18 protein-coding genes are annotated in these 17,920 nt (G+C 56.6%); 13 read left to right on the top strand and 5 right to left on the bottom strand.

Features of this window, described 5'->3' with window-relative positions:
* Positions 1-6 precede the first annotated feature (6 nt).
* Positions 7-882 carry a LysR substrate-binding domain-containing protein gene (locus tag D0C27_RS01350; protein ID WP_083053390.1) on the bottom strand — a complete coding sequence of 292 codons (876 nt, stop codon included), beginning with the start codon at positions 880-882 and terminating at the stop codon, positions 7-9.
* A gap of 140 nt (positions 883-1,022) precedes the next feature.
* On the opposite strand from D0C27_RS01350, the gene D0C27_RS01345 reads away from it, so the two are divergent.
* From D0C27_RS01345 to D0C27_RS01320, 6 genes are all read left to right on the top strand, one after another.
* Complete coding sequence (locus D0C27_RS01345) at positions 1,023-2,099, top strand: putative 2-aminoethylphosphonate ABC transporter ATP-binding protein (RefSeq protein WP_137430239.1); 1,077 nt, start codon at positions 1,023-1,025, stop codon at positions 2,097-2,099.
* Entirely contained in the window at positions 2,086-3,894 is a 1,809-nt protein-coding gene (locus D0C27_RS01340) for a putative 2-aminoethylphosphonate ABC transporter permease subunit (RefSeq protein ID WP_137430238.1), read from the top strand. Before D0C27_RS01345 ends, D0C27_RS01340 begins: the two co-directional genes overlap by 14 nt.
* Before the next feature lie 46 nt (positions 3,895-3,940).
* Complete coding sequence (phnX, locus tag D0C27_RS01335; RefSeq protein WP_137431496.1) at positions 3,941-4,771, top strand: phosphonoacetaldehyde hydrolase; 831 nt, start codon at positions 3,941-3,943, stop codon at positions 4,769-4,771.
* A 37-nt stretch (positions 4,772-4,808) separates the two neighbouring features.
* Positions 4,809-5,828 carry a putative 2-aminoethylphosphonate ABC transporter substrate-binding protein gene (locus D0C27_RS01330; RefSeq protein ID WP_035272329.1) on the top strand — a complete coding sequence of 340 codons (1,020 nt, stop codon included), beginning with the start codon at positions 4,809-4,811 and terminating at the stop codon, positions 5,826-5,828.
* Positions 5,828-6,958 carry a TIGR03364 family FAD-dependent oxidoreductase gene (locus D0C27_RS01325; RefSeq protein ID WP_137430237.1) on the top strand — a complete coding sequence of 377 codons (1,131 nt, stop codon included), beginning with the start codon at positions 5,828-5,830 and terminating at the stop codon, positions 6,956-6,958. Before D0C27_RS01330 ends, D0C27_RS01325 begins: the two co-directional genes overlap by 1 nt.
* A gap of 325 nt (positions 6,959-7,283) precedes the next feature.
* The gene (locus tag D0C27_RS01320) at positions 7,284-7,826 is read left to right on the top strand and encodes a GNAT family N-acetyltransferase (RefSeq protein ID WP_137430236.1); all 543 of its coding nucleotides are present in this window, start codon (positions 7,284-7,286) and stop codon (positions 7,824-7,826) included.
* Positions 7,827-7,976: 150 nt separating this feature from the next.
* On the opposite strand, the gene D0C27_RS01315 is transcribed toward D0C27_RS01320, so the two are convergent.
* Positions 7,977-8,219 (bottom strand): hypothetical protein, encoded by a 243-nt coding sequence (locus D0C27_RS01315; protein ID WP_223254053.1) that lies wholly within the window; start codon positions 8,217-8,219, stop codon positions 7,977-7,979.
* Between the two features lie 146 nt (positions 8,220-8,365).
* On the opposite strand from D0C27_RS01315, the gene D0C27_RS01310 reads away from it, so the two are divergent.
* The 4 genes from D0C27_RS01310 (at position 8,366) to D0C27_RS01295 (ending at position 10,874) form a co-directional block, all read left to right on the top strand.
* Positions 8,366-9,028, top strand: a complete 663-nt coding sequence (locus D0C27_RS01310) for a dienelactone hydrolase family protein (protein ID WP_035272321.1) — start codon at positions 8,366-8,368, stop codon at positions 9,026-9,028.
* A 6-nt stretch (positions 9,029-9,034) separates the two neighbouring features.
* Complete coding sequence (locus tag D0C27_RS01305; protein WP_137430235.1) at positions 9,035-9,259, top strand: DUF3820 family protein; 225 nt, start codon at positions 9,035-9,037, stop codon at positions 9,257-9,259.
* A gap of 99 nt (positions 9,260-9,358) precedes the next feature.
* Entirely contained in the window at positions 9,359-10,066 is a 708-nt protein-coding gene (locus D0C27_RS01300; RefSeq protein ID WP_009458889.1) for a glutathione binding-like protein, read from the top strand.
* Positions 10,067-10,478: 412 nt separating this feature from the next.
* A complete protein-coding gene (locus tag D0C27_RS01295) occupies positions 10,479-10,874 on the top strand; it encodes an OsmC family protein (RefSeq protein WP_346763494.1) in 396 nt (131 codons plus the stop codon).
* A gap of 6 nt (positions 10,875-10,880) precedes the next feature.
* Here the strand turns inward: D0C27_RS01295 and D0C27_RS01290 are convergent, their stop codons facing one another.
* The gene (locus D0C27_RS01290) at positions 10,881-11,747 is read right to left on the bottom strand and encodes a pirin family protein (RefSeq protein ID WP_137430234.1); all 867 of its coding nucleotides are present in this window, start codon (positions 11,745-11,747) and stop codon (positions 10,881-10,883) included.
* 79 nt (positions 11,748-11,826) lie between these two features.
* On the opposite strand from D0C27_RS01290, the gene alkB reads away from it, so the two are divergent.
* A complete protein-coding gene (gene alkB / locus D0C27_RS01285; protein ID WP_137430233.1) occupies positions 11,827-12,474 on the top strand; it encodes a DNA oxidative demethylase AlkB in 648 nt (215 codons plus the stop codon).
* Positions 12,475-12,485: 11 nt separating this feature from the next.
* Here alkB and D0C27_RS01280 read toward each other — a convergent pair whose 3' ends face one another.
* Entirely contained in the window at positions 12,486-13,274 is a 789-nt protein-coding gene (locus D0C27_RS01280) for a deaminated glutathione amidase (RefSeq protein ID WP_026483468.1), read from the bottom strand.
* A 1,189-nt stretch (positions 13,275-14,463) separates the two neighbouring features.
* On the opposite strand from D0C27_RS01280, the gene D0C27_RS01275 reads away from it, so the two are divergent.
* Positions 14,464-15,636, top strand: a complete 1,173-nt coding sequence (locus D0C27_RS01275; protein ID WP_009458878.1) for an MFS transporter — start codon at positions 14,464-14,466, stop codon at positions 15,634-15,636.
* A 212-nt stretch (positions 15,637-15,848) separates the two neighbouring features.
* On the opposite strand, the gene D0C27_RS01270 is transcribed toward D0C27_RS01275, so the two are convergent.
* Positions 15,849-17,045 (bottom strand): MFS transporter, encoded by a 1,197-nt coding sequence (locus D0C27_RS01270; protein ID WP_052159432.1) that lies wholly within the window; start codon positions 17,043-17,045, stop codon positions 15,849-15,851.
* Between the two features lie 96 nt (positions 17,046-17,141).
* Here D0C27_RS01270 and D0C27_RS01265 point away from each other — a divergent pair, with 96 nt between their 5' ends.
* Entirely contained in the window at positions 17,142-17,906 is a 765-nt protein-coding gene (locus tag D0C27_RS01265) for an AraC family transcriptional regulator (RefSeq protein ID WP_009458871.1), read from the top strand.
* Positions 17,907-17,920: the final 14 nt, after the last annotated feature.

Raw genomic sequence — 17,920 nt, 5'->3', positions numbered from 1 at the left:
CTGGCCTTATGCCGGTGCAGGCAGCTCGGCCTGCACCTGCTCCAGAAACGCGCGTATGGCATGGCCCTGCGCGCGTTCTTTCAAGCAATACACAAACTCGCTCAAATGAGCCGAGACATCACTGAGTGGCACACTGATAATGTCCGGATGCGCAGGCACTTCACGCAAGGGCAGCAAACTGGCCCCCATGCCGCACACCACTCCCCACCCTATCGCCTCCCGGCTCCCTATCTCCAGCAACTGCGTCGGCTCCTGCCCCGCCTGCCGGAACACTTGATAGCATAGCTCCCGTGTCATGGACCCGGGCTCACGCATCAGAATGGGATGGCGGCACAGGTCCACAATACGCACACGCTGCCGGTTAGCCAAAGGATGATCCACTCGCAGCACGGCCACCAAGGGATCAGAAGCCAGCAGCAGACGCACCAGACGCGGATCATCAACCAGCGCCGAGGACGCAATCACATCAAGTTGATAGTCATGCAAGGCACTCAAGACCCGTTGCGAATTATCAATGCTCAAACGCATCTTCACGCCGGGATAAGCCTGATGGAAATTCCGTAATACAGCCATGATGTAATACGGCCCGGTCGCGCCCACTCGCAACATGCCACTTTTCAGATCGCGCAGATCACGCAAACTGAAATCGATCTGGGCAGCTTGCTGCATCAGTTGCTCGACTTGGGGCAAGAGGCGTTCCCCTTGCTGGCTTAAGTACACCCCCTTGCCTTGCCTATAGAACAGCTCCACGCCATAGCGGGTTTCCAGCTGTCGCAGATGCGAGGTCACGGTGGGCTGGCTGATCCCCAATTGCTGGGCAGCCTTGGTAATGGAGCCACAATGAGCCGTGGCGTGAAAGGACTTCAGTTCCAGAGCCAGCATGCTGCCGCTCTCCTCGGGGAAGAATCAAAGCCCAAATTATCCGATGCTCGTATTACAGAAATTAGTTGTACTGTCATAGTGCCGCCATATCCGACTCCCATACTGACGTTCATGACATTCATGACAAGTCGGAACCCAGGATGAGCGCCAAGCCCGCATTTTTAACCATACAAGGACTGCACAAGCAGTTCGGCTCCTTTGCCGCCCTGGACCAGGTCAGCCTGGATATACAAGCCGGTGAACTGGTGTGTTTGCTGGGCCCCTCGGGCTGTGGCAAAACCACCTTGCTGCGATGCATTGCCGGGCTGCAACAAGCCGATCAAGGCATCATAGTGATGGCGGGCCGTGACATTACTCACCTGCCCCCTCAACAGCGTGATTACGGCATCCTGTTTCAGTCCTACGCCCTGTTCCCCAACCTGACCGTGGCCCAGAATATTGCCTACGGCCTGTCGCCCCGCAAAAACCTGGCCACCCAAGTGCGTCAACGCGTCTCCGAGATGCTGGATCTGGTCGGCCTGTCCGGTTCGGAAAACAAGTACCCGGCACAACTGTCGGGCGGTCAGCAGCAGCGTGTGGCCCTGGCTCGTGCACTGGCCCCCTCACCCTCCTTACTCTTGCTGGACGAACCCATGTCGGCGCTGGATGCCCAGGTGCGCGAGCGGCTGCGTATCGAGCTGCGTGCGCTGCAAAAGCAACTGTCCATCACCACCTTGATGGTGACGCACGATCAGGAAGAAGCCATGGTCATGGCGGACCGTATCGCCGTGATGGAAAAAGGCCGACTGGTGCAATTTGATCGCCCCCAGGCTTTGTACCGAGCCCCCTCTGATCCCTTTGTGGCGGGCTTTATCGGTGAAGCCAACTGGCTGCCCTTTACGCCCTTGCACGATTGCTCGGTGCTGGTCGAGCGCGTTCGTCTGGACTTGGGTCAGGAAGCGCCTACTGCAGCAGGACGTCTTTTCATCCGCCCTGAAAACATTCGGGTACTGGATAACAGCAGCCCGGCCACCACGACCAATACCTTTTTGGCCGACATCGTGGACGGCGTGTTTTTGGGCCGTCACTACAAGCTGATTCTGCGCCCCGAAGGCATGGACGGGCTCACTGTCCAGGCCATCGTCAACCCCGAACAAGGGGATCGCTTGCTTGACCCCTTGGCCGCACGTCGCTGCCGCATTCAGCTTCCCAGCGAGGCGCTGCATGCCCACCATTGATTCCACACCACAGCCTGGCGCGGCGTCCCTGCGCTCCACCAGCCTGTATGGCCTGCCCGTTGCTGAAACTAGCGTGAAGAACCATCCCCTGACCCGTCCCGTTTTGCCTGTCTGGATAGGCTCGGCGGCACGACGCGCCTTATTGATTGCCCTGTTTGCCCTGCTGGTCCTGTTCCTGGCCCTGCCCATGCTGTTCATCTTGCTGCGCGCCATTCAAGACGGCGACGGGCAACTGGTGGGTTTGGGTCAGTTCTGGTCGGTGATCAGCGCCCCGGGCTTCATGCCCATGGTGGGCCGCAGCATTCTGGTGGGCGTGACCACCTTGCTGATCGTGATCCCCGTTGCCTACGCGTTCGCCTTTGCCCTGCAACGCTGCTGCATACGCGGTGCCGGACTATTTCGTGCGCTGGGCCTTTTGCCGTTGCTGGCCCCATCGCTGATGCCAGGCCTATCCCTGATCTACCTGTTTGGCAACCAAGGTTTGCTGCGTCACTGGTTGGGCGGTGAAACGATTTATGGTTTCTGGGGCATTGTGCTGGGCGAAGCCTTCTACACCTTCCCCCACGCCCTGATGATTCTCAGTACCGGTCTTGCCCTGGCCGATGCTCGTCTGTATGACGCTGCCCGCGCCATGGGTGCCAACTCCTGGCGTCGCTTCCTGACGGTAACCCTGCCCGCCAGCCGCTATGCCGTTTTTTCCGCCGCATGCCTGGTCTTTACTCTGACCGTCACCGACTTTGGTGTGCCCAAAGTGGTGGGCGGTTCCTACAACGTGCTGGCCATGGAAGCCTATAAAGCCGTTGTCGGTCAGTTGCAGTTTTCCAAAGGCGCGGCCATTGGCGTGCTGCTGCTGATTCCCGCTGTGCTGACCTTCTTTCTGGACCGTCATCTGCGTGCTCGTGCCAGCGGTCAGGCTCAAGGCTCGCTCAGTGCCTACTCGCCTCTGCCACACCGTCAGCGCGACCGTTACTTCACTCTCGTTCTGGTACTGGTATCCCTGGCCATTCTGAGCATTGTGGGCATGGCGGTCTGGGCGTCCCTGATCAAGTTCTGGCCTTACAACCTGAGCCTGTCCCTGAAGTCCTACGACTTCAACAATATGGACGGTGGCGGCTGGCTGGCCTGGCGCAACAGCCTGACCATGGCCTTGTTTACCGCCATTCTGGGTTCGGCCCTGATCTTTCTGGGCGCCTGGGTGCTGGAGAAACTGCCTGCCCGTGGTCAGTCCGAAAAAGGCTTGTACGGCGTGCTGCAAATGCTGGCGCTGGCCCCCATGGCCATTCCTGGTCTGGTGCTGGGTCTGGGCTACATCTTCTTTTTCAACCACCCCAACAATCCCTTGTCCGGCCTGTACGGCTCCATGAGCTTGCTGGTCCTGTGTACGGTAATTCACCTGTACACCAGTGCCCATCTGAACTTTGTGACGGCCCTGAAAGCCATTCCTGGCGAGCTGGAAGCCGCTGCCGCCTCCCTGAAGGCTCCGCGTCTGTCCACCTTGATGGGTGTCACCGTGCCGCTGTGCCTGCCTGCCTTGCTGTCGGTGGCGCGCTACCTGTTCGTCTCGGCCATGACCACCGTGTCTGCCGTCGTGTTTCTGTACAGCCCGCAAACCGTGCTGGCCTCGGTAGCGGTCATGAATATGGACGACGCCGGCTTTATCGGCCCGGCCGCCGCCATGTGCACGGTCATCATGCTCAGCTCCGGCTTTGTCTGCGTCCTGGTTCATGCTCTGAGCCGCGCTTCCTTGCGCCGCAGCCAGGCCTGGCGCTCCCCTTCTTCTCTTTCTCCAACCTGACAGGACCGCAATGTCATCCCCAACTTGCGCGAATACATCGCTTGATATGCCAAATCACCAGACTCCACGCCTTGAAGCCCTGATTTTTGACTGGGCCGGCACACTGGTGGATTTTGGATCCTTTGCTCCCACCCAGATTCTGGTTGAAGCCTTCAAGTGCTTTGATCTGAATCTGAACCTGGACCAGGCCCGCAGCGCGATGGGCATCGGTAAATGGGATCACATCAAGGCCATGCTGGAGTTGCCTGAAGTGCACGCCCAGTTTGTGGCCCTGCATGAGCGCGAACCCGATGACAGCGATATAGACCGTATCTACAACACCTTCCTGCCCATGCAGAACGAACGCGTGGGCGAGTTCTCCGCCGCCATTCCCGGTGCCCGCGAAACCTTGTCCTGGGCGCGCCGCCAAGGCCTGAAAATCGGCTCCTGCTCCGGCTACCCGCGTCTGGTTCTGGACAACCTGCTGCAACACGCTCACCGCCAACAAGTACTGGTGGACTACCACGTCGCCTTTGACGAAGTCCCGCAAGCACGCCCCTGGCCTGCCATGGCCCTGGAAAACGTCATTCGTCTGGAAATCAAGAATGTCGGTGCCTGCGTGAAGATTGACGACACCCCGGTCGGCATTGAAGAAGGCCGCAATGCCGGTATGTGGACGGTAGGTTTGCTGCTGTCAGGCAATGCCGCCGGACTGACCGAACTGGAATTTCTGGCTCTGGACGAAGAAAGCCGCCAAACCCTGCGTGATCGCGCCGCAGCCACCTTCGCCGACGCCCAACCGCATTACCTGATCGACACCGTTGCCCAACTGCCTGCCGTGGTTGAACAAATCACCGAGCGGATGGCCCAGGGCGAATGCCCTGGCGACTCTCTCTAACCCCACCCCCCTTTTGCTGTCACAAGGACACTTCTCCATGAAAACCATTGTTCTGAGCTCCTTGGCTGCCGCTTTGATGGGCGCCGCTTCCCTGGCTCAAGCCGCTACGACCCTGACCGTCTACACCGCGCTGGAAGCCGATCAGCTCAAGGCTTACCAGGCTGCTTTCGAGAAAAAGAACCCCGATATCAAGATCCAGTGGGTACGTGACTCCACGGGCATCATTACCGCCAAACTGCTGGCTGAAAAGAACAATCCCAAGGCTGACGCTGTCTGGGGTCTGGCCGGCTCCTCGCTGGGCTTGATGGCCAGCCAGAACATGCTGCAGCCTTACGCCCCGCAGGGTCTGGACAAGATCGACGCCAAAATGCGCGATCAAAACAACCCACCCAGCTGGGTGGGCATGGACGGTTTTGCCGCCGCCCTGTGCGTGAACACCGTTGAGCTGGAAAAGAACAAGTTGCCCATGCCCACGTCCTGGGAAGATCTGACCAAGCCCGAATACGCTGGCAAGATCGTCATGCCGAATCCCGCTTCTTCGGGCACCGGCTTTCTGGACGTAAGCGCCTGGCTGCAACTGTTTGGTGAAGAAAAAGGCTGGACCTTCATGGACGGTCTGCACAAGAACATCGGTGCCTACACCCACTCCGGCTCCAAGCCTTGCAATATGGCTGCCGCTGGCGAATACACGATTGGCGTGTCCTTTGACTACCGTGGCGCTCGCCTGAAAGAAGAAGGCGCTCCGCTGGAACTGGTGTTCCCCAAAGAAGGCCTGGGCTGGGAAATTGAAGCCGCTGCCATCATGAAAGGCACCAAGAACCTGGAAGCCGCGCAGAAACTGGCTGACTTCTCCGCCAGCGAAGAAGCCAACCACTTGTACAAGACCAACTTTGCCGTGCTGGCCATCCCTTCTATCGCCACGGCCAACCCGCACCTGCCAGCAGACCTGAACCAGCGTCTGATTGACAACAACTTCGTCTGGGCCGCTGAAAACCGCGAGCGCATCATCGAAGAGTGGACCAAACGTTACGACGGTAAATCGGAAGCCAAGAAGTAATGAGCACACAACACTACGATGTCATCGTGGTGGGGGGCGGCATCCTGGGCATGGCACATGCCTGGGCGGCTGCCCGCCGCAAGCTTAGCGTGGCTGTGCTCGAGCGCAGCCACCAGGCCCAAGGCGCCACCATACGTAATTTTGGTCAGGTACTGGTGACCGGTCAGGCGCCGGGCATCATGATGGAACTGGCACGCCAAAGCCGAGGTCTGTGGCTGGATCTGGCGGCACAAGCGGGCTTTCATGTGCGCAGCAATGGCTCGCTGGTCCTGGCACGCAATCACCTGGAACTGGAACTGCTGGAAGACTTTGCCCAAGGCCGTGCCAAGGACGAAGGCGTGGCCTGCCAGATGCTCAGCGGCAAGGAACTGGCGACACTCTTTGAAGGCCGTCTGGGGCATCACCACGGCGCGCTGCAAGGTCTGGATGATTTGCAGATCTACTCGCGCGACGCCCTGCCCGCCATTACCAGCAGCCTGCAAGCCATGGGCGTGGATGTGTATACCCAAGCGCATGTGCACTATGCTCAAGAGGGGCAGGTACACAGCAGCGTGGGCAACTTCACCGCCAACAGCATTTTTGTGTGCCCCGGTCACGACTACAGCAGCCTGCATCGCGAACTGCTCGATACCGTCAAGCCGTCGGTGACACGTCTGCAAATGCTGAAAGTGCGTGCACAGGACGCAGGCTGGGCATTGGACCGACCTTTGCTGACAGGTTTGTCCTGCCTGCACTATGGTGCCTTTAGCGATCTGCCTTTGGCAGACACACTGCGCAAGCAAGTACAGCAACGTCATGGCGTCCTGCTGGATCAAGGCATTCATTTGCTGATTAGCCCCACCCCGGACGGGGATCTGATTATTGGTGACTCGCACGACTACGGCCAGCAAGCCAGCCCCTTCAACCAGGAAGAAACAGACCAGTACTTGCTGGCTCTGGCAGAAACCGTGCTGGGTTGCCCGGTGCAGGTGCTGCAACGCTGGCAAGGGGTATACGGTGCAAAGGGCCCGGCTCCATTTTCTGTCTTGCAGGCCGATGGCAGTACGCAAGTGACGGTTATGCACACGGGTTTGGGGATGACCACGGGTCTGGCCATTGGTGAACGCAATATCGCCGCTCGCTACGATTGATTGCTGGACATGGGTGCGTAGGCAAGCAGATCAGCCTTGACCTAGGCAGCAAGAGTGCAAAAAACGCGCAGCCCAGGCTGCGCGTTTTTCTTTTCCTGAGGCGTAGGTCTGGATGCCAGAATCCAGGGCTTCAAACCAGGGGAAATCACGACATTTTCTTAATGGGAATTTCCCATGAGAAACCCAATAGAGTGGAATAAAATACGCCACACGATAGGCCAGAGCGAGCGCTCTTGAGCTGTAGCCATCCATACACCCGGACCGCCAAGTTCCTCGTCGCGATTGGCGACGAAGCCCTGGTCTTCCCCCTGACAGGAAAGGATCAATGAAAGACAGCGAAAGCGGCTTGCGTTTTATAGACTGCAATGAAGAGCAGCATGCAGCCGCTATTTTGGCGATTCTGAACGACGCCATCGTGAACTCCACCGCGCTATACGACTATGTGCCACGCCCGCCCGAAGCCATGGTGAGCTGGTTTGCCACCAAACGCGCCAACGGCTTTCCCGTGGTCGGCGTCATTAACGATGCAGGAACGTTGATGGGCTTTGCCAGTTGGGGCACCTTCCGCGCCTTTCCCGCCTACAAATACACCATGGAACACAGTGTCTATGTGCACCCGGAGCACCGCGGCAAAGGGCTGGGCAAGATTCTGATGCAAGAGCTGATCACGCGTGCCCGTCTGGCCAATGTGCATACCCTGGTAGGCTGTATTGATGCCAGCAATGCGGGCAGTATCCATCTGCATCAAAGCCTGGGCTTCACCCATGCGGGCACCTTCAAGGAAGTGGGGTTCAAATTTGGCCGCTGGCTGGATGTCGCCTTCTACTTGCTGACGCTGGATACGCCTGCCGAGCCAGTCGACGGCTGAAGCCCCCCTCCACGCTACGCCTTCGGCTTGCGCTCCACCTCGAGGGGGAGGTTTCGCCGGGGGCGCCGAGCCTTGGGGCGGCCCGGCGACAAAAAAACCATCGCAGGCAGCACGCCGCGATGGTTTTTCATCAAACCGTTTGCTCCTGACTCAGGCGCTGGCTTTCGGCTTTTCGTAGCACACGGCAAAGGCGATCAGGCCCAGCACGATGCTGAAAATGCCCACACCGACTGCCACCCCAGCCACCAGACCCAAACCTACTGCAATAAACACGCCGGGAAAGGCGTAGTTTCGCAACCAGGAAGGTTTCTTGGGAACAAGAAATAGCCCTAAAAACAAGAACCAGGGCATCACAATCGTCCAGAACAGACTGTCCATTAGCACGTCACGCATCATTATTCCATTGAAGTAGGAGGGGCTTGGGCGAGAGCTAGACACCCCCGCCGTTCTGGGTGGATTGTAAACGTCCTGAGGCTGGCCTCCCAGTATGGGCGACTGTTATAAGAGAGAATTATTGTTTTACAGCTAAAGGACACGCCATGAGTACGCTTAGCTTGACCAGCGCAGACCAGCACCGTTTCGAAGCCTATGTCGCAGGCGATGAACAGGCCGAACGCGGCTTGATCGTGTTGCAGGAAATTTTTGGTGTCAATCAACACATACGCAACACCTGCGAACGCTTTGCCGAGCAAGGCTACCGTGTCCTGTCTCCCGCCCTGTTCGACCGGCAAGAGAAAAATGTAGAGCTGGGCTATACCGCCGAGGACGTGCAAGCAGGTCTGGCACTGCGCAACGGCATTGCGCTTGATAAGACCCTGCTGGATATTCAGGCCTGCGTGGACGCCTTGGGTTCGCGCAAGATTGGTATTGTCGGCTATTGCTGGGGTGGCTCCTTGAGCTGGCTGGCCGCCTGCCGCTTGCAAGGCCTGAAAGCCGCCAGTTGCTGGTATGGTTCGCAAATTGCCCAGAACGCCCAGGAACAGCCCAGGATTCCAGTTCAAATGCATTTTGGTGCCCAGGATCACTCCATCCCTGCCAGCGCCATTCAGACCATTAAAGACGCGCAAAAGGATGTGACCATTTACGTGTACGAACCTGCCGGGCATGGTTTTGGCTGCGATCATCGCCCCGATTTTCACGAAGCGTCCTACAAACTGGCTCAGGAACGTACACTAGCTTTCTTTGCCGACCATCTACGTTAAGCCCCCATGCTTGAATCCAGCGACGACCTGCTTGCCCTGTTAAATACCACCATGCCTTACGGCAAATACAAAGGTCGCTTGCTGGCCGACCTGCCGGGACATTATCTGAACTGGTTTGCCCGTGAAGGCTTTCCTTCCGGGCGGCTAGGGCAGCTACTGACCCTGATGCACGAGCTGGATCACAATGGCCTGAAATCCTTGCTGGACCCCTTGCGCCCGCGCAGCCGCTAAGAGGAACAAATACCTTACTGAGGAGCGGGCTGCGACGGTATGTCACCGTACAGCTTGCTACTATCAAGACTTCCTCTACACCCCATTGTGAAGGACGTCATGACAATCGATCTCTCCGCATTCCCCATCACCGGCAAATGGCCGGCTCAACACCCCGAGCGCCTGCAACTGTATTCCTTGCCCACTCCCAATGGGGTCAAGGTATCCATCATGCTGGAAGAAATTGGCCTGCCTTACGAGCCGCATCTGGTCAGCTTTGAACGCAACGATCAGCTCAGCCCGGAATTTATTTCGCTCAGCAGCAACAACAAGATCCCGGCAATTCTGGACCCCAATGGCCCCGGCAATAAACCGCTGGCCTTGTTCGAGTCCGGTGCCATCCTGATCTACCTGGCAGAAAAAACCGGCCAGTTGCTCTCTGCAGACCCGGCCCAACGCTATGAAACCCTGCAATGGCTGATGTTCCAGATGGGTGGCGTAGGCCCCATGTTTGGTCAGTTGGGTTTCTTCCACAAATTTGCTGGCAAGGACTTTGAAGACAAGCGCCCCCGCGACCGCTATGTCAACGAATCCAAGCGCCTGCTGGGCGTGATCGACAAGCATCTGGACGGCAAGGACTGGATGGTGGGCAACAGCTACTCCATCGCCGATATTGCCCTGTTCCCCTGGATTGCCAACCTGATCGGTTTTTACGGCGCAGGCGAGCTGGTGGAGTACGAGCAGTTCAAGAATGTGGCCCGTGTTCTGGCCCAGTTTCAGGCCCGCCCGGCAGTACAACGCGGCTTGAACATTCCTGCCCGTGATTGATGGATAAGCAGCGCCAATCAATGCTTATAAGCCAATTTGCAATAGCCCTGCTATCAAACTGGTCTTTTTTGTTTCGCTTGACGCCAGTCCGTACAATTGGCCTCCTAAACAAGCTGCGCAAGCGGTACTATTCCGTTTGCCCGGCTTGCTCGTCAATCAAAAAACCAGTCTGCTCATAGAGCGGATACAGGCAAATCCACCAGCCTGATGAGCAAGCCTTCAAAGCCCTGGATTCTTTCCAGGGCTTTTTTTTGTATGTACGATAGCCCCCCGCTGCTACTCTTTTTGCTCCTTGTCACTTTGCCTGAGCAGAGCTATGAAAACGCACCACTATGAACTGTTGATCAGTTGAACCGGCAACACCGGAAGCGGCACCCGCACCCTTCGCTCCTACTCACGTAACCACGACGTGATGGCAGTTGGCCTGGAGACCATTGCTGCCTCCTCAGACTCTGCCTTTCGAGGCGACCCAGCCCGCTGGAACCCAGAGCAGCTTTTCCTGGCATCGATTGCTCAGTGTCATATGCTTTGGTACCTGGGAATAGCGGCAGAAGCCGGCATTGTGGTCACGGCCTATGAAGACCACCCTACCGGCATCATGATTGAAGAGGCTAACGGGGCTGGGCAATTCGAGAGTGTTACCTTGCGCCCCTTCGTCACGATCACACCGGACAGTGACCTTGCCTTGTCCAAATCGCTTCACGATCGCGTAGGTGAATACTGCTTTATTGCCCGCTCCATCAACACTCCGATTCACCATGAGGTCACGGTCCACGTACAAGGTCAAACACCTCCACCATCGACGTAAAGAGCATTACACCGCAGGTAAAGGGATGAACTGCTCATCGTCCAGTGGGGGCAGGCTGATGCGACCATTGAGCCAATCGTCCTTGGCCTGCTCGATACGGTCCTTGCGCGAGGACACAAAGTTCCACCAGATATGGCGTGGTCCCAGGGGCTCGCCGCCCAGCAGCATCAAATGGCTGTTTTGCTCGGCCCGGATGCGAGGGCTGTCGCCTTTGGCAAAGACCAGCATCTGACCGGCGCAATAGCGTTGAGCGCCTACCTCCAGCGCGCCCGTACAGATATAAATGGCGCGCTCTTCATGGCCGGTTGGCAAGGGGACAGACTGGCCCGCTTGTACGCGTAGTTCCATATAGAACAAGGGTGAGGCCACACTGGCAGGGCTGCACAGACCCAGCGCCGATCCGGCTATCAGGCGACCTTCCAGGCCCGTGTCCTGAATCAAAGGCAGTTGTTCGGCCTCGTAATGCACAAAATCCGGGTTTTGCTCTTCTTTATGTTCCGGCAAAGCCACCCAGGCCTGAATGCCATCCATACGGCCACCTTGGGTACGCATGGGCTCAAAGCGCTCGGAATGGCTGATGCCTGAACCAGCGGTCATCCAGTTCAAGGCGCCGGGCGTAATCTCTTGTTCCACGCCCAGGCTGTCACGGTGTGTCATGGCACCTTCAAATAAATAGGTGACGGTAGACAGGCCAATATGCGGGTGTGGCAGCACATCGTTTTCTGTCCCTACAGGTGCCGTCAGCTCTTGTGGCCCCATACGATCAAAGAAGATAAAAGGCCCCACCATACGCCGTTGGCGAAAGGGCAGAACGCGCCCCACTTCAAATGCACCAATGCTGTGTTGACGTTGTGGAATCAGCAGCTCGACCATAGACACCTCTACTGGGAAGTCGCAAAAATACAATCCCGATTACTATACTCTGGTCACTGCTTTATTCGCCCTATCGCGCATGTCCACGCTCTCCCTGTTTGATCCCGTTCCCGGCAACGTCCTGACTCTGGATACCGGCCTGATCGCCCTTCCGGGGCTGGCCCTGCCCTATGCCGCCAGCTTGGCACAGGCGGTTCAAGAACTGGTGCACAGCGCTCCTTGGCGGCATATGCAGGTTCCCTCAGGGCATCGTATGTCGGCCGCACAAAGCAGTTGTGGCGACCTGGGATGGATATCGGACGAACACGGCTACCGTTACAGCCCCACGGACCCGCAAAGCGGTTTGGCCTGGCCCGCCATGCCTGCCATATTCAAGGAACTATTAACGCGCATTGCCCAGGAGTCGGGCCAGGGCCCTTTTCAACCCGATACCTGTCTGATCAATTACTACGACGAGCAGGCGCATATGTCCTTGCATCAGGATAGAAACGAGCGCGACTTGCAGCATCCGATTGTCTCGGTCTCCCTGGGGCGTGAGGCCTTGTTTTTATGGGGCGGTGCAAAACGCAGCGACCCGGTGCGTACCCTGCGACTGCGCGATGGTGATGTGCTGGTCTGGTGGGGGCCATCCAGATTGAATTTCCATGGGGTACGCAGACTGGAGGGCCCGGCCCATCCGGTCTGGGGCACAGGCCGGGTCAATCTGACATTCAGAAAAGCAGGCTGAATCCCGCTAGATCAGCCCAGTTCGGGCGGAGCAAAGCGACGGTTTTCCAGTACGGGCAAAATGCGACGGGCATAAGCCAAACGCTCCCGATCCAGATCAACCAAAAGCAATGTGGGAGTTTCTGCCGCCTGGGCCACGATCACACCCAAGGGATCCACCACCAGACTTTGGCCAATATTGCGTTCACCACACTCGCCGACGGCCACCATATAGGCCGTATTTTCCAAAGCGCGAGCCGTCGTCAGCACACGCCAGTGGTGTTCCTTCAAGGGACCTTTCAGCCAGGCCGACGGCGCCAGCAAGACTTGCGCCCCGTCCACGCACAAGCGTCGGGCCAGCTCAGGAAAGCGCAGGTCGTAGCAAGTCATCAAACCTACTTTGAAACCGGCCACATCAATCAAGGCGGGGATTTCTGTACCTGGCTGTACATAGCGTGATTCTTGTACCGAGAAGGCATCGTACAAATGAAGCTTGTTGTAATGCGCCAGAACCTGGCCATCGCGCAGCACCACCAAGGTGTTCCAAACCTTGCCTTCTCCGGCCGGGGTATGAATGCAGAACACCACGGTTAAATCAGTATCACGGGTGGCAGCGCTCAGTCGGCTGACAAACTCCCCATCCAGGGCTTGTGCGGATTTCAGGACCACTTCAGGGTCGGCCACATTTCTGGCCAGCACGCCTTCAGGCAAAACCAGTAACTGCGCGCCGGAGCGCAAGGCTTGTTCGATCAAACCCAGGCAAGCGCTCAGGTTTTCCTGCGAATCTTTGGATACGGCCATCTGGCCCAATGCAACTTTCATGACCACCTCCTTTGCGGTGCTGCCTAAGTGATTCTAACGCAGCCGCCCGCCCAGACCAGCCAGCGAACAAGGGAGAAAAACTGAACACCAGATAGTCAAATTTCAAACCATCCCCGTCGTTCAGCCCCAACAGATCAGCGTCATATTTCTCCACTTCCCATCATGTAAAAATTCGGACACAAACTGCAATTAAAAATAAATTTTTATCAGGTCAATACCCTGAATGCGTTTAACCACACTAAACATTCGGGTCATATCAAAGAATATTTCTACTCAGCTAGCAGGTCAATTAAGCGAACAGGCTCTGAAACAAAGTGCCGCGCGCATAGCGACAAACCCAAACAACAACACGATCAATTTGAACGCTCTATTTCGTCCGTACAGTTCAATTCCATTTATCTTCATAAGCGTGAAACTCAATTGAGTTCAGTTCTCAAGATCGGCTTTAATCAGCAGATATATGATAATGAGATATAAATAACTCTTATATTTGCAATACCATAAACATTATGCAAATCGGCAAAATTGATTCTTTTATTAAGCCGGACAAAATCTCATCGACGGCACAAAAAGACGTTCTTAACTCTGGCAAGGATCTCTGCACCCATCCAGAATTTTCGAGTGCAAATCTCCAACCCAAATATGACCGGACATAATTAGAATCGATAAAACGCGATTAAATAAAAATGAATCAAATCCGGATAAAATCGAGCTAAAAATAATGGGCCAAGTGCAAACCAGCACTGGCCCATTCATGAATTATCCTTGCGACGCCACTTCGTCCGACATGCCCGCCTGTCAAGCTGACAAGCCGCTTTGGCATTGGACTTTCAATGCACTAATGATTGAAATCCAAAATAATCAGAATAAAAAAAACCCCCGATTTCTTGCAAAATCAGGGGAAAGCTACCACAGGAAAATGATTGGATACAAAACACCCAATACCGTGATTCTATATAAAAAACTAAAAAAAATCTGCATACGTTGTTTAGGGCTGACGCTATAGCTTGATAAATTAATTTGTGCTAGGACGTAATAAGAATTAAAAACTTAAAAAGATCTTCAATTCCCTACAGTTACATGACCCTATTCCGTCCTTAGAAATCTTGAGCCTTGCCCCATGACTGCGCGACAATAAGGCCTCTTACGGGTTGGACACACTGCCCTTCTTGATTCTCAGGCGTTTATCTTGTCTTCTTCGCACTCTTCCTTATCCCCCCGCCAGGTTTTACTGGCCATTCTGGCCTTGGCTGTGGGTGGTTTTTCCATCGGCACCGGCGAATTTGTCATCATGGGTTTGCTACCCGATGTGGCCCAGGATCTGGGTATCGATATTCCCACCGCGGGCCACTTGATCAGCGCTTACGCTTTAGGCGTGGTGATCGGCGCTCCGGTACTGGCCGTACTGGGCGCACGCTGGCCCTGGCGCCGTCTGTTAATAGCCTTGATGGGCGCTTATGCCGTGGGCAATTTCCTGACCGTGATCGCCCCCAGCTATGAAACCGTGTTGATCACCCGCTTTCTGGCCGGCTTTCCGCATGGCACCTACTTTGGTGTTGCCGCCCTGGTAGCCGCTCGCCTGGTGCCGCCGCATCGCCGCGCACAGGCCGTGGCCTACGTCATGCTGGGTCTGACAGTCGCTACCTTATTGGGTGTGCCCATTGCCACCACCTTGGGACAATGGCTGAGCTGGCAGGCGGCCTTTACCTTCGTCAGCCTGATCGCCTTGCTGACCATGGGGCTGGTACTGCGCTTTGTGCCTTTCATTCCCGCCAACACGCTGGCCAGCCCTTTGCGCGAACTGGGGGCCCTGAAGCGCAAGCAAGTCTGGTTGACGCTGGGCATAGGCGCAATTGGTTTTGGTGGCATGTTCTCGGTGTTCAGCTACGTAAAATCCACCTTGATGGAACTGGCGGGCCTGTCGGTCAGCGCCATCCCTGTCGTGCTGGCCTTGTTTGGCGTTGGCATGGTGCTGGGCAATTTACTGGGCGCCCGCTATGCGGACCGCTACCTGGATCGCAGCATTCGCCTGGTTCTGATCTGGGCTACCGGCGTGCTCTTGCTGTTCATGATCACGGCCCACCATCCAATCCTTGGCCCCTTGAACATCATGCTGATTGGCACCCTGGTGGCCTTGGGCCCCGCTTTGCAGATTCGCCTGATGGACGTGGCAGGTGATGCCCAAACACTGGCGGCTGCGCTGAATCACTCGGCTTTCAATATGGCCAATGCGCTAGGTGCATGGTTGGGTGGTTTGACGATTGCCGCTGGCTGGGGCTGGACTTCGACCGCCTGGGTAGGTGCCTTGCTGGCCTTGGGTGGCCTGGCCTTGCACACCATTTCGCTGCGCATTAAAGAATAGTCAGACCTCAGAGCGGGTGACTCGGAGCAGGCAATTTTGTCGTAGGCGACAGAAGCTGAACACAGGAATAGCCTTTGCAAAACTGAACTCTGCCAGTAACCCAAAAAACAAAACGGCCTGTAATTGGATGCCCCTAAGGGTATTTCAATTACAGGCCGCTTTTGTTTGGCCCTCTCTCGGAGGTCCGACTACCTGGCTTTCAGCAATTCAGCTCAGGCTTTGCTTGCAGCTGCGGGGCGAGCCGCCAACCAACCGGCGTAGCCCATTCCAAAGCTGACCAGAATGCACAAGCCCAAGGCCCAGCCCCAGCTATTGAACAGGTCATGCAAACCGCCCATGGCGGGAGGCCCAAACGCGGCCAGCAAATAACCCATGCACTGCGCCATACCCGACAGGGACGCCGCCTGCGAAGTAGACGTAGAACGTACCCCAATCAAGGCCAAGGCAATCAGGAATACGCTGCCACTACCAAAGCCAAACAGCACCGCCCACAGCAAGGACCAGGACGGCAAGACCAGAAAGCCCACAAAGGTCAGGGTCTGCAACAAGGCACCCGCCAAGGCCACCGCACGCTGGTCGTGCACACGGCTCAACACGGGCATCAGCAGCAAGGCCGGTACGGCGGTAGCCAACTGCATCAAACCATGAATCTGGCCCGCATGATCCGGCTCAAAGCCATAGTTCACCAGCATCACAGGCAACCAGCTGGCAATCATGTAGTAAGCCACCGAGTTCAAACCCATGTACAGGGTGATATGCCAGGCCAGGGGCAAACGCCACACCGAAGAACTGGTTGCCGCGCCAGCGGGCGTATTCTGTGCCGCACGTCGATCCGCGCCCAACTGGGTAGCCCAGACAACTACGCTAGCCAATGCCATCACACCGACCACCATCAGGGACGACCAGCGCCAGCTTTGGCCTGTCCACTCCGCCATAGGGACCGCCATCGCGGAGTTGAACGCCGCGACCAGACCCATGAACAAAACGTACAGCGACGTCACAAAACTGATGCGCATGGGGAAATGACGTTTCACCAGAGAAGGCAACAGCACATTACCCAAGGCAATCCCGATAGCCAGCAAACCGATACCGGCAAACAACTCTATCGTGCCGCCCAGGATACGTACCACCACACCTACCGCAATCAGTACGGAAGCAATAAACAAGGAACGGGACAAGCCCACCACCCGCGCCATGGAGGCGGCCAGCAAGGAGACCACCGCAAAGATGAACAAGGGCATGGCGGTCAGCAGACCGGCCTGCGTGGACGACAGGGAGAGGTCTGCCTGGATCAGCTCCAGCAAGGGGGCGATACCCGTGATCGGGGCTCGCAGATTGCCGGCAATCAGCAAGACGCCAATCAACACCAGCAAGGGGTGGGAGAGCCAGGAGAGTCGAGAGAGGGACATGAAATGTAGCCAGTAGGTGAAAACCCTACTCTATCCTGTTTCGATGCCGACGCAAACAGGATATTATGACAACTTATACCTCAAACCAGACAAAGCATGAGTTTTAGCTCCAATCCGCAAGGCGGGCCTATTTTCAGCATCAAGATGGCGATGGGCAGCAATACTGAAAATCCATTGCATACCCATCCCAATGGACAGCTGATCATGACGCAATATGGCTCCGTCACCCTGCAAACCGACCAGGGCTACTGGATGGTGCCGCCGCTGTGCGCCGTCTGGGTGCCGGTGGGTATCCGTCACCGTGCCCGCGCCGACGATCAGGCCCTGATTCATTTCCTGTACATACAGCCCGGTCTGGATGAACTGCCCGATCACTGCAGCACCCTGGACCTGAGCCCCATGGTGCGCGAGATGATCATTCATTTAAGTGATCTGAATCCCCATTACGAGCCGGGCAGCCAGACGCACCGTCTGGCACTGGTGCTGCTGGAAACCTTGAATCAAATGCCTACCCGGCAGCTGCATGTACCGGTGCCCGAGGACAAAGTTTTGCAGACGATTGCGCAACATATGCTGCAACAGCCCGACTCGCGCCCTACGATGGCCGACTGGGCAAAAGAACTGGCCATGAGTGAGCGCACCCTGGCCCGACATATGCTAAAACACACAGGGATGAGCTTCGGGCGCTGGCGGCAACAATTCATGATTATGCTGGCCCTGCAAAAACTGGGTTCGGGAATGTCCGTAAAGAGCACGGCCAGGGAATTGGGTTACACCTCTATCAGTGCCTTTATTACCGTTTTCAAATCTATTTTGGGCGAAACCCCCAGCCGTTACTTGAGCCAAACCCATTCTTCTTAAGTCCCTACTACCCT

The organism is Alcaligenes faecalis, from assembly GCF_005311025.1.
GTDB lineage: Bacteria > Pseudomonadota > Gammaproteobacteria > Burkholderiales > Burkholderiaceae_B > Alcaligenes > Alcaligenes phenolicus.
This window is presented reverse-complemented; position numbering and strand designations above follow the sequence as displayed.

Bases quoted from the DNA above. Each gene is read 5' to 3' on its own strand.
- D0C27_RS01350 (WP_083053390.1), bottom strand. From the start codon at position 882: ATGCTGGCTCTGGAACTGAAGTCCTTTCACGCCACGGCTCATTGTGGC.
- D0C27_RS01345 (WP_137430239.1), top strand. From the start codon at position 1,023: ATGAGCGCCAAGCCCGCATTTTTAACCATACAAGGACTGCACAAGCAG.
- D0C27_RS01340 (WP_137430238.1), top strand. From the start codon at position 2,086: ATGCCCACCATTGATTCCACACCACAGCCTGGCGCGGCGTCCCTGCGC.
- phnX (WP_137431496.1), top strand. From the start codon at position 3,941: ATGCCAAATCACCAGACTCCACGCCTTGAAGCCCTGATTTTTGACTGG.
- D0C27_RS01330 (WP_035272329.1), top strand. From the start codon at position 4,809: ATGAAAACCATTGTTCTGAGCTCCTTGGCTGCCGCTTTGATGGGCGCC.
- D0C27_RS01325 (WP_137430237.1), top strand. From the start codon at position 5,828: ATGAGCACACAACACTACGATGTCATCGTGGTGGGGGGCGGCATCCTG.
- D0C27_RS01320 (WP_137430236.1), top strand. From the start codon at position 7,284: ATGAAAGACAGCGAAAGCGGCTTGCGTTTTATAGACTGCAATGAAGAG.
- D0C27_RS01315 (WP_223254053.1), bottom strand. From the start codon at position 8,219: ATGCGTGACGTGCTAATGGACAGTCTGTTCTGGACGATTGTGATGCCC.
- D0C27_RS01310 (WP_035272321.1), top strand. From the start codon at position 8,366: ATGAGTACGCTTAGCTTGACCAGCGCAGACCAGCACCGTTTCGAAGCC.
- D0C27_RS01305 (WP_137430235.1), top strand. From the start codon at position 9,035: ATGCTTGAATCCAGCGACGACCTGCTTGCCCTGTTAAATACCACCATG.
- D0C27_RS01300 (WP_009458889.1), top strand. From the start codon at position 9,359: ATGACAATCGATCTCTCCGCATTCCCCATCACCGGCAAATGGCCGGCT.
- D0C27_RS01295 (WP_346763494.1), top strand. From the start codon at position 10,479: ATGGCAGTTGGCCTGGAGACCATTGCTGCCTCCTCAGACTCTGCCTTT.
- D0C27_RS01290 (WP_137430234.1), bottom strand. From the start codon at position 11,747: ATGGTCGAGCTGCTGATTCCACAACGTCAACACAGCATTGGTGCATTT.
- alkB (WP_137430233.1), top strand. From the start codon at position 11,827: ATGTCCACGCTCTCCCTGTTTGATCCCGTTCCCGGCAACGTCCTGACT.
- D0C27_RS01280 (WP_026483468.1), bottom strand. From the start codon at position 13,274: ATGAAAGTTGCATTGGGCCAGATGGCCGTATCCAAAGATTCGCAGGAA.
- D0C27_RS01270 (WP_052159432.1), bottom strand. From the start codon at position 17,045: ATGTCCCTCTCTCGACTCTCCTGGCTCTCCCACCCCTTGCTGGTGTTG.
- D0C27_RS01265 (WP_009458871.1), top strand. From the start codon at position 17,142: ATGAGTTTTAGCTCCAATCCGCAAGGCGGGCCTATTTTCAGCATCAAG.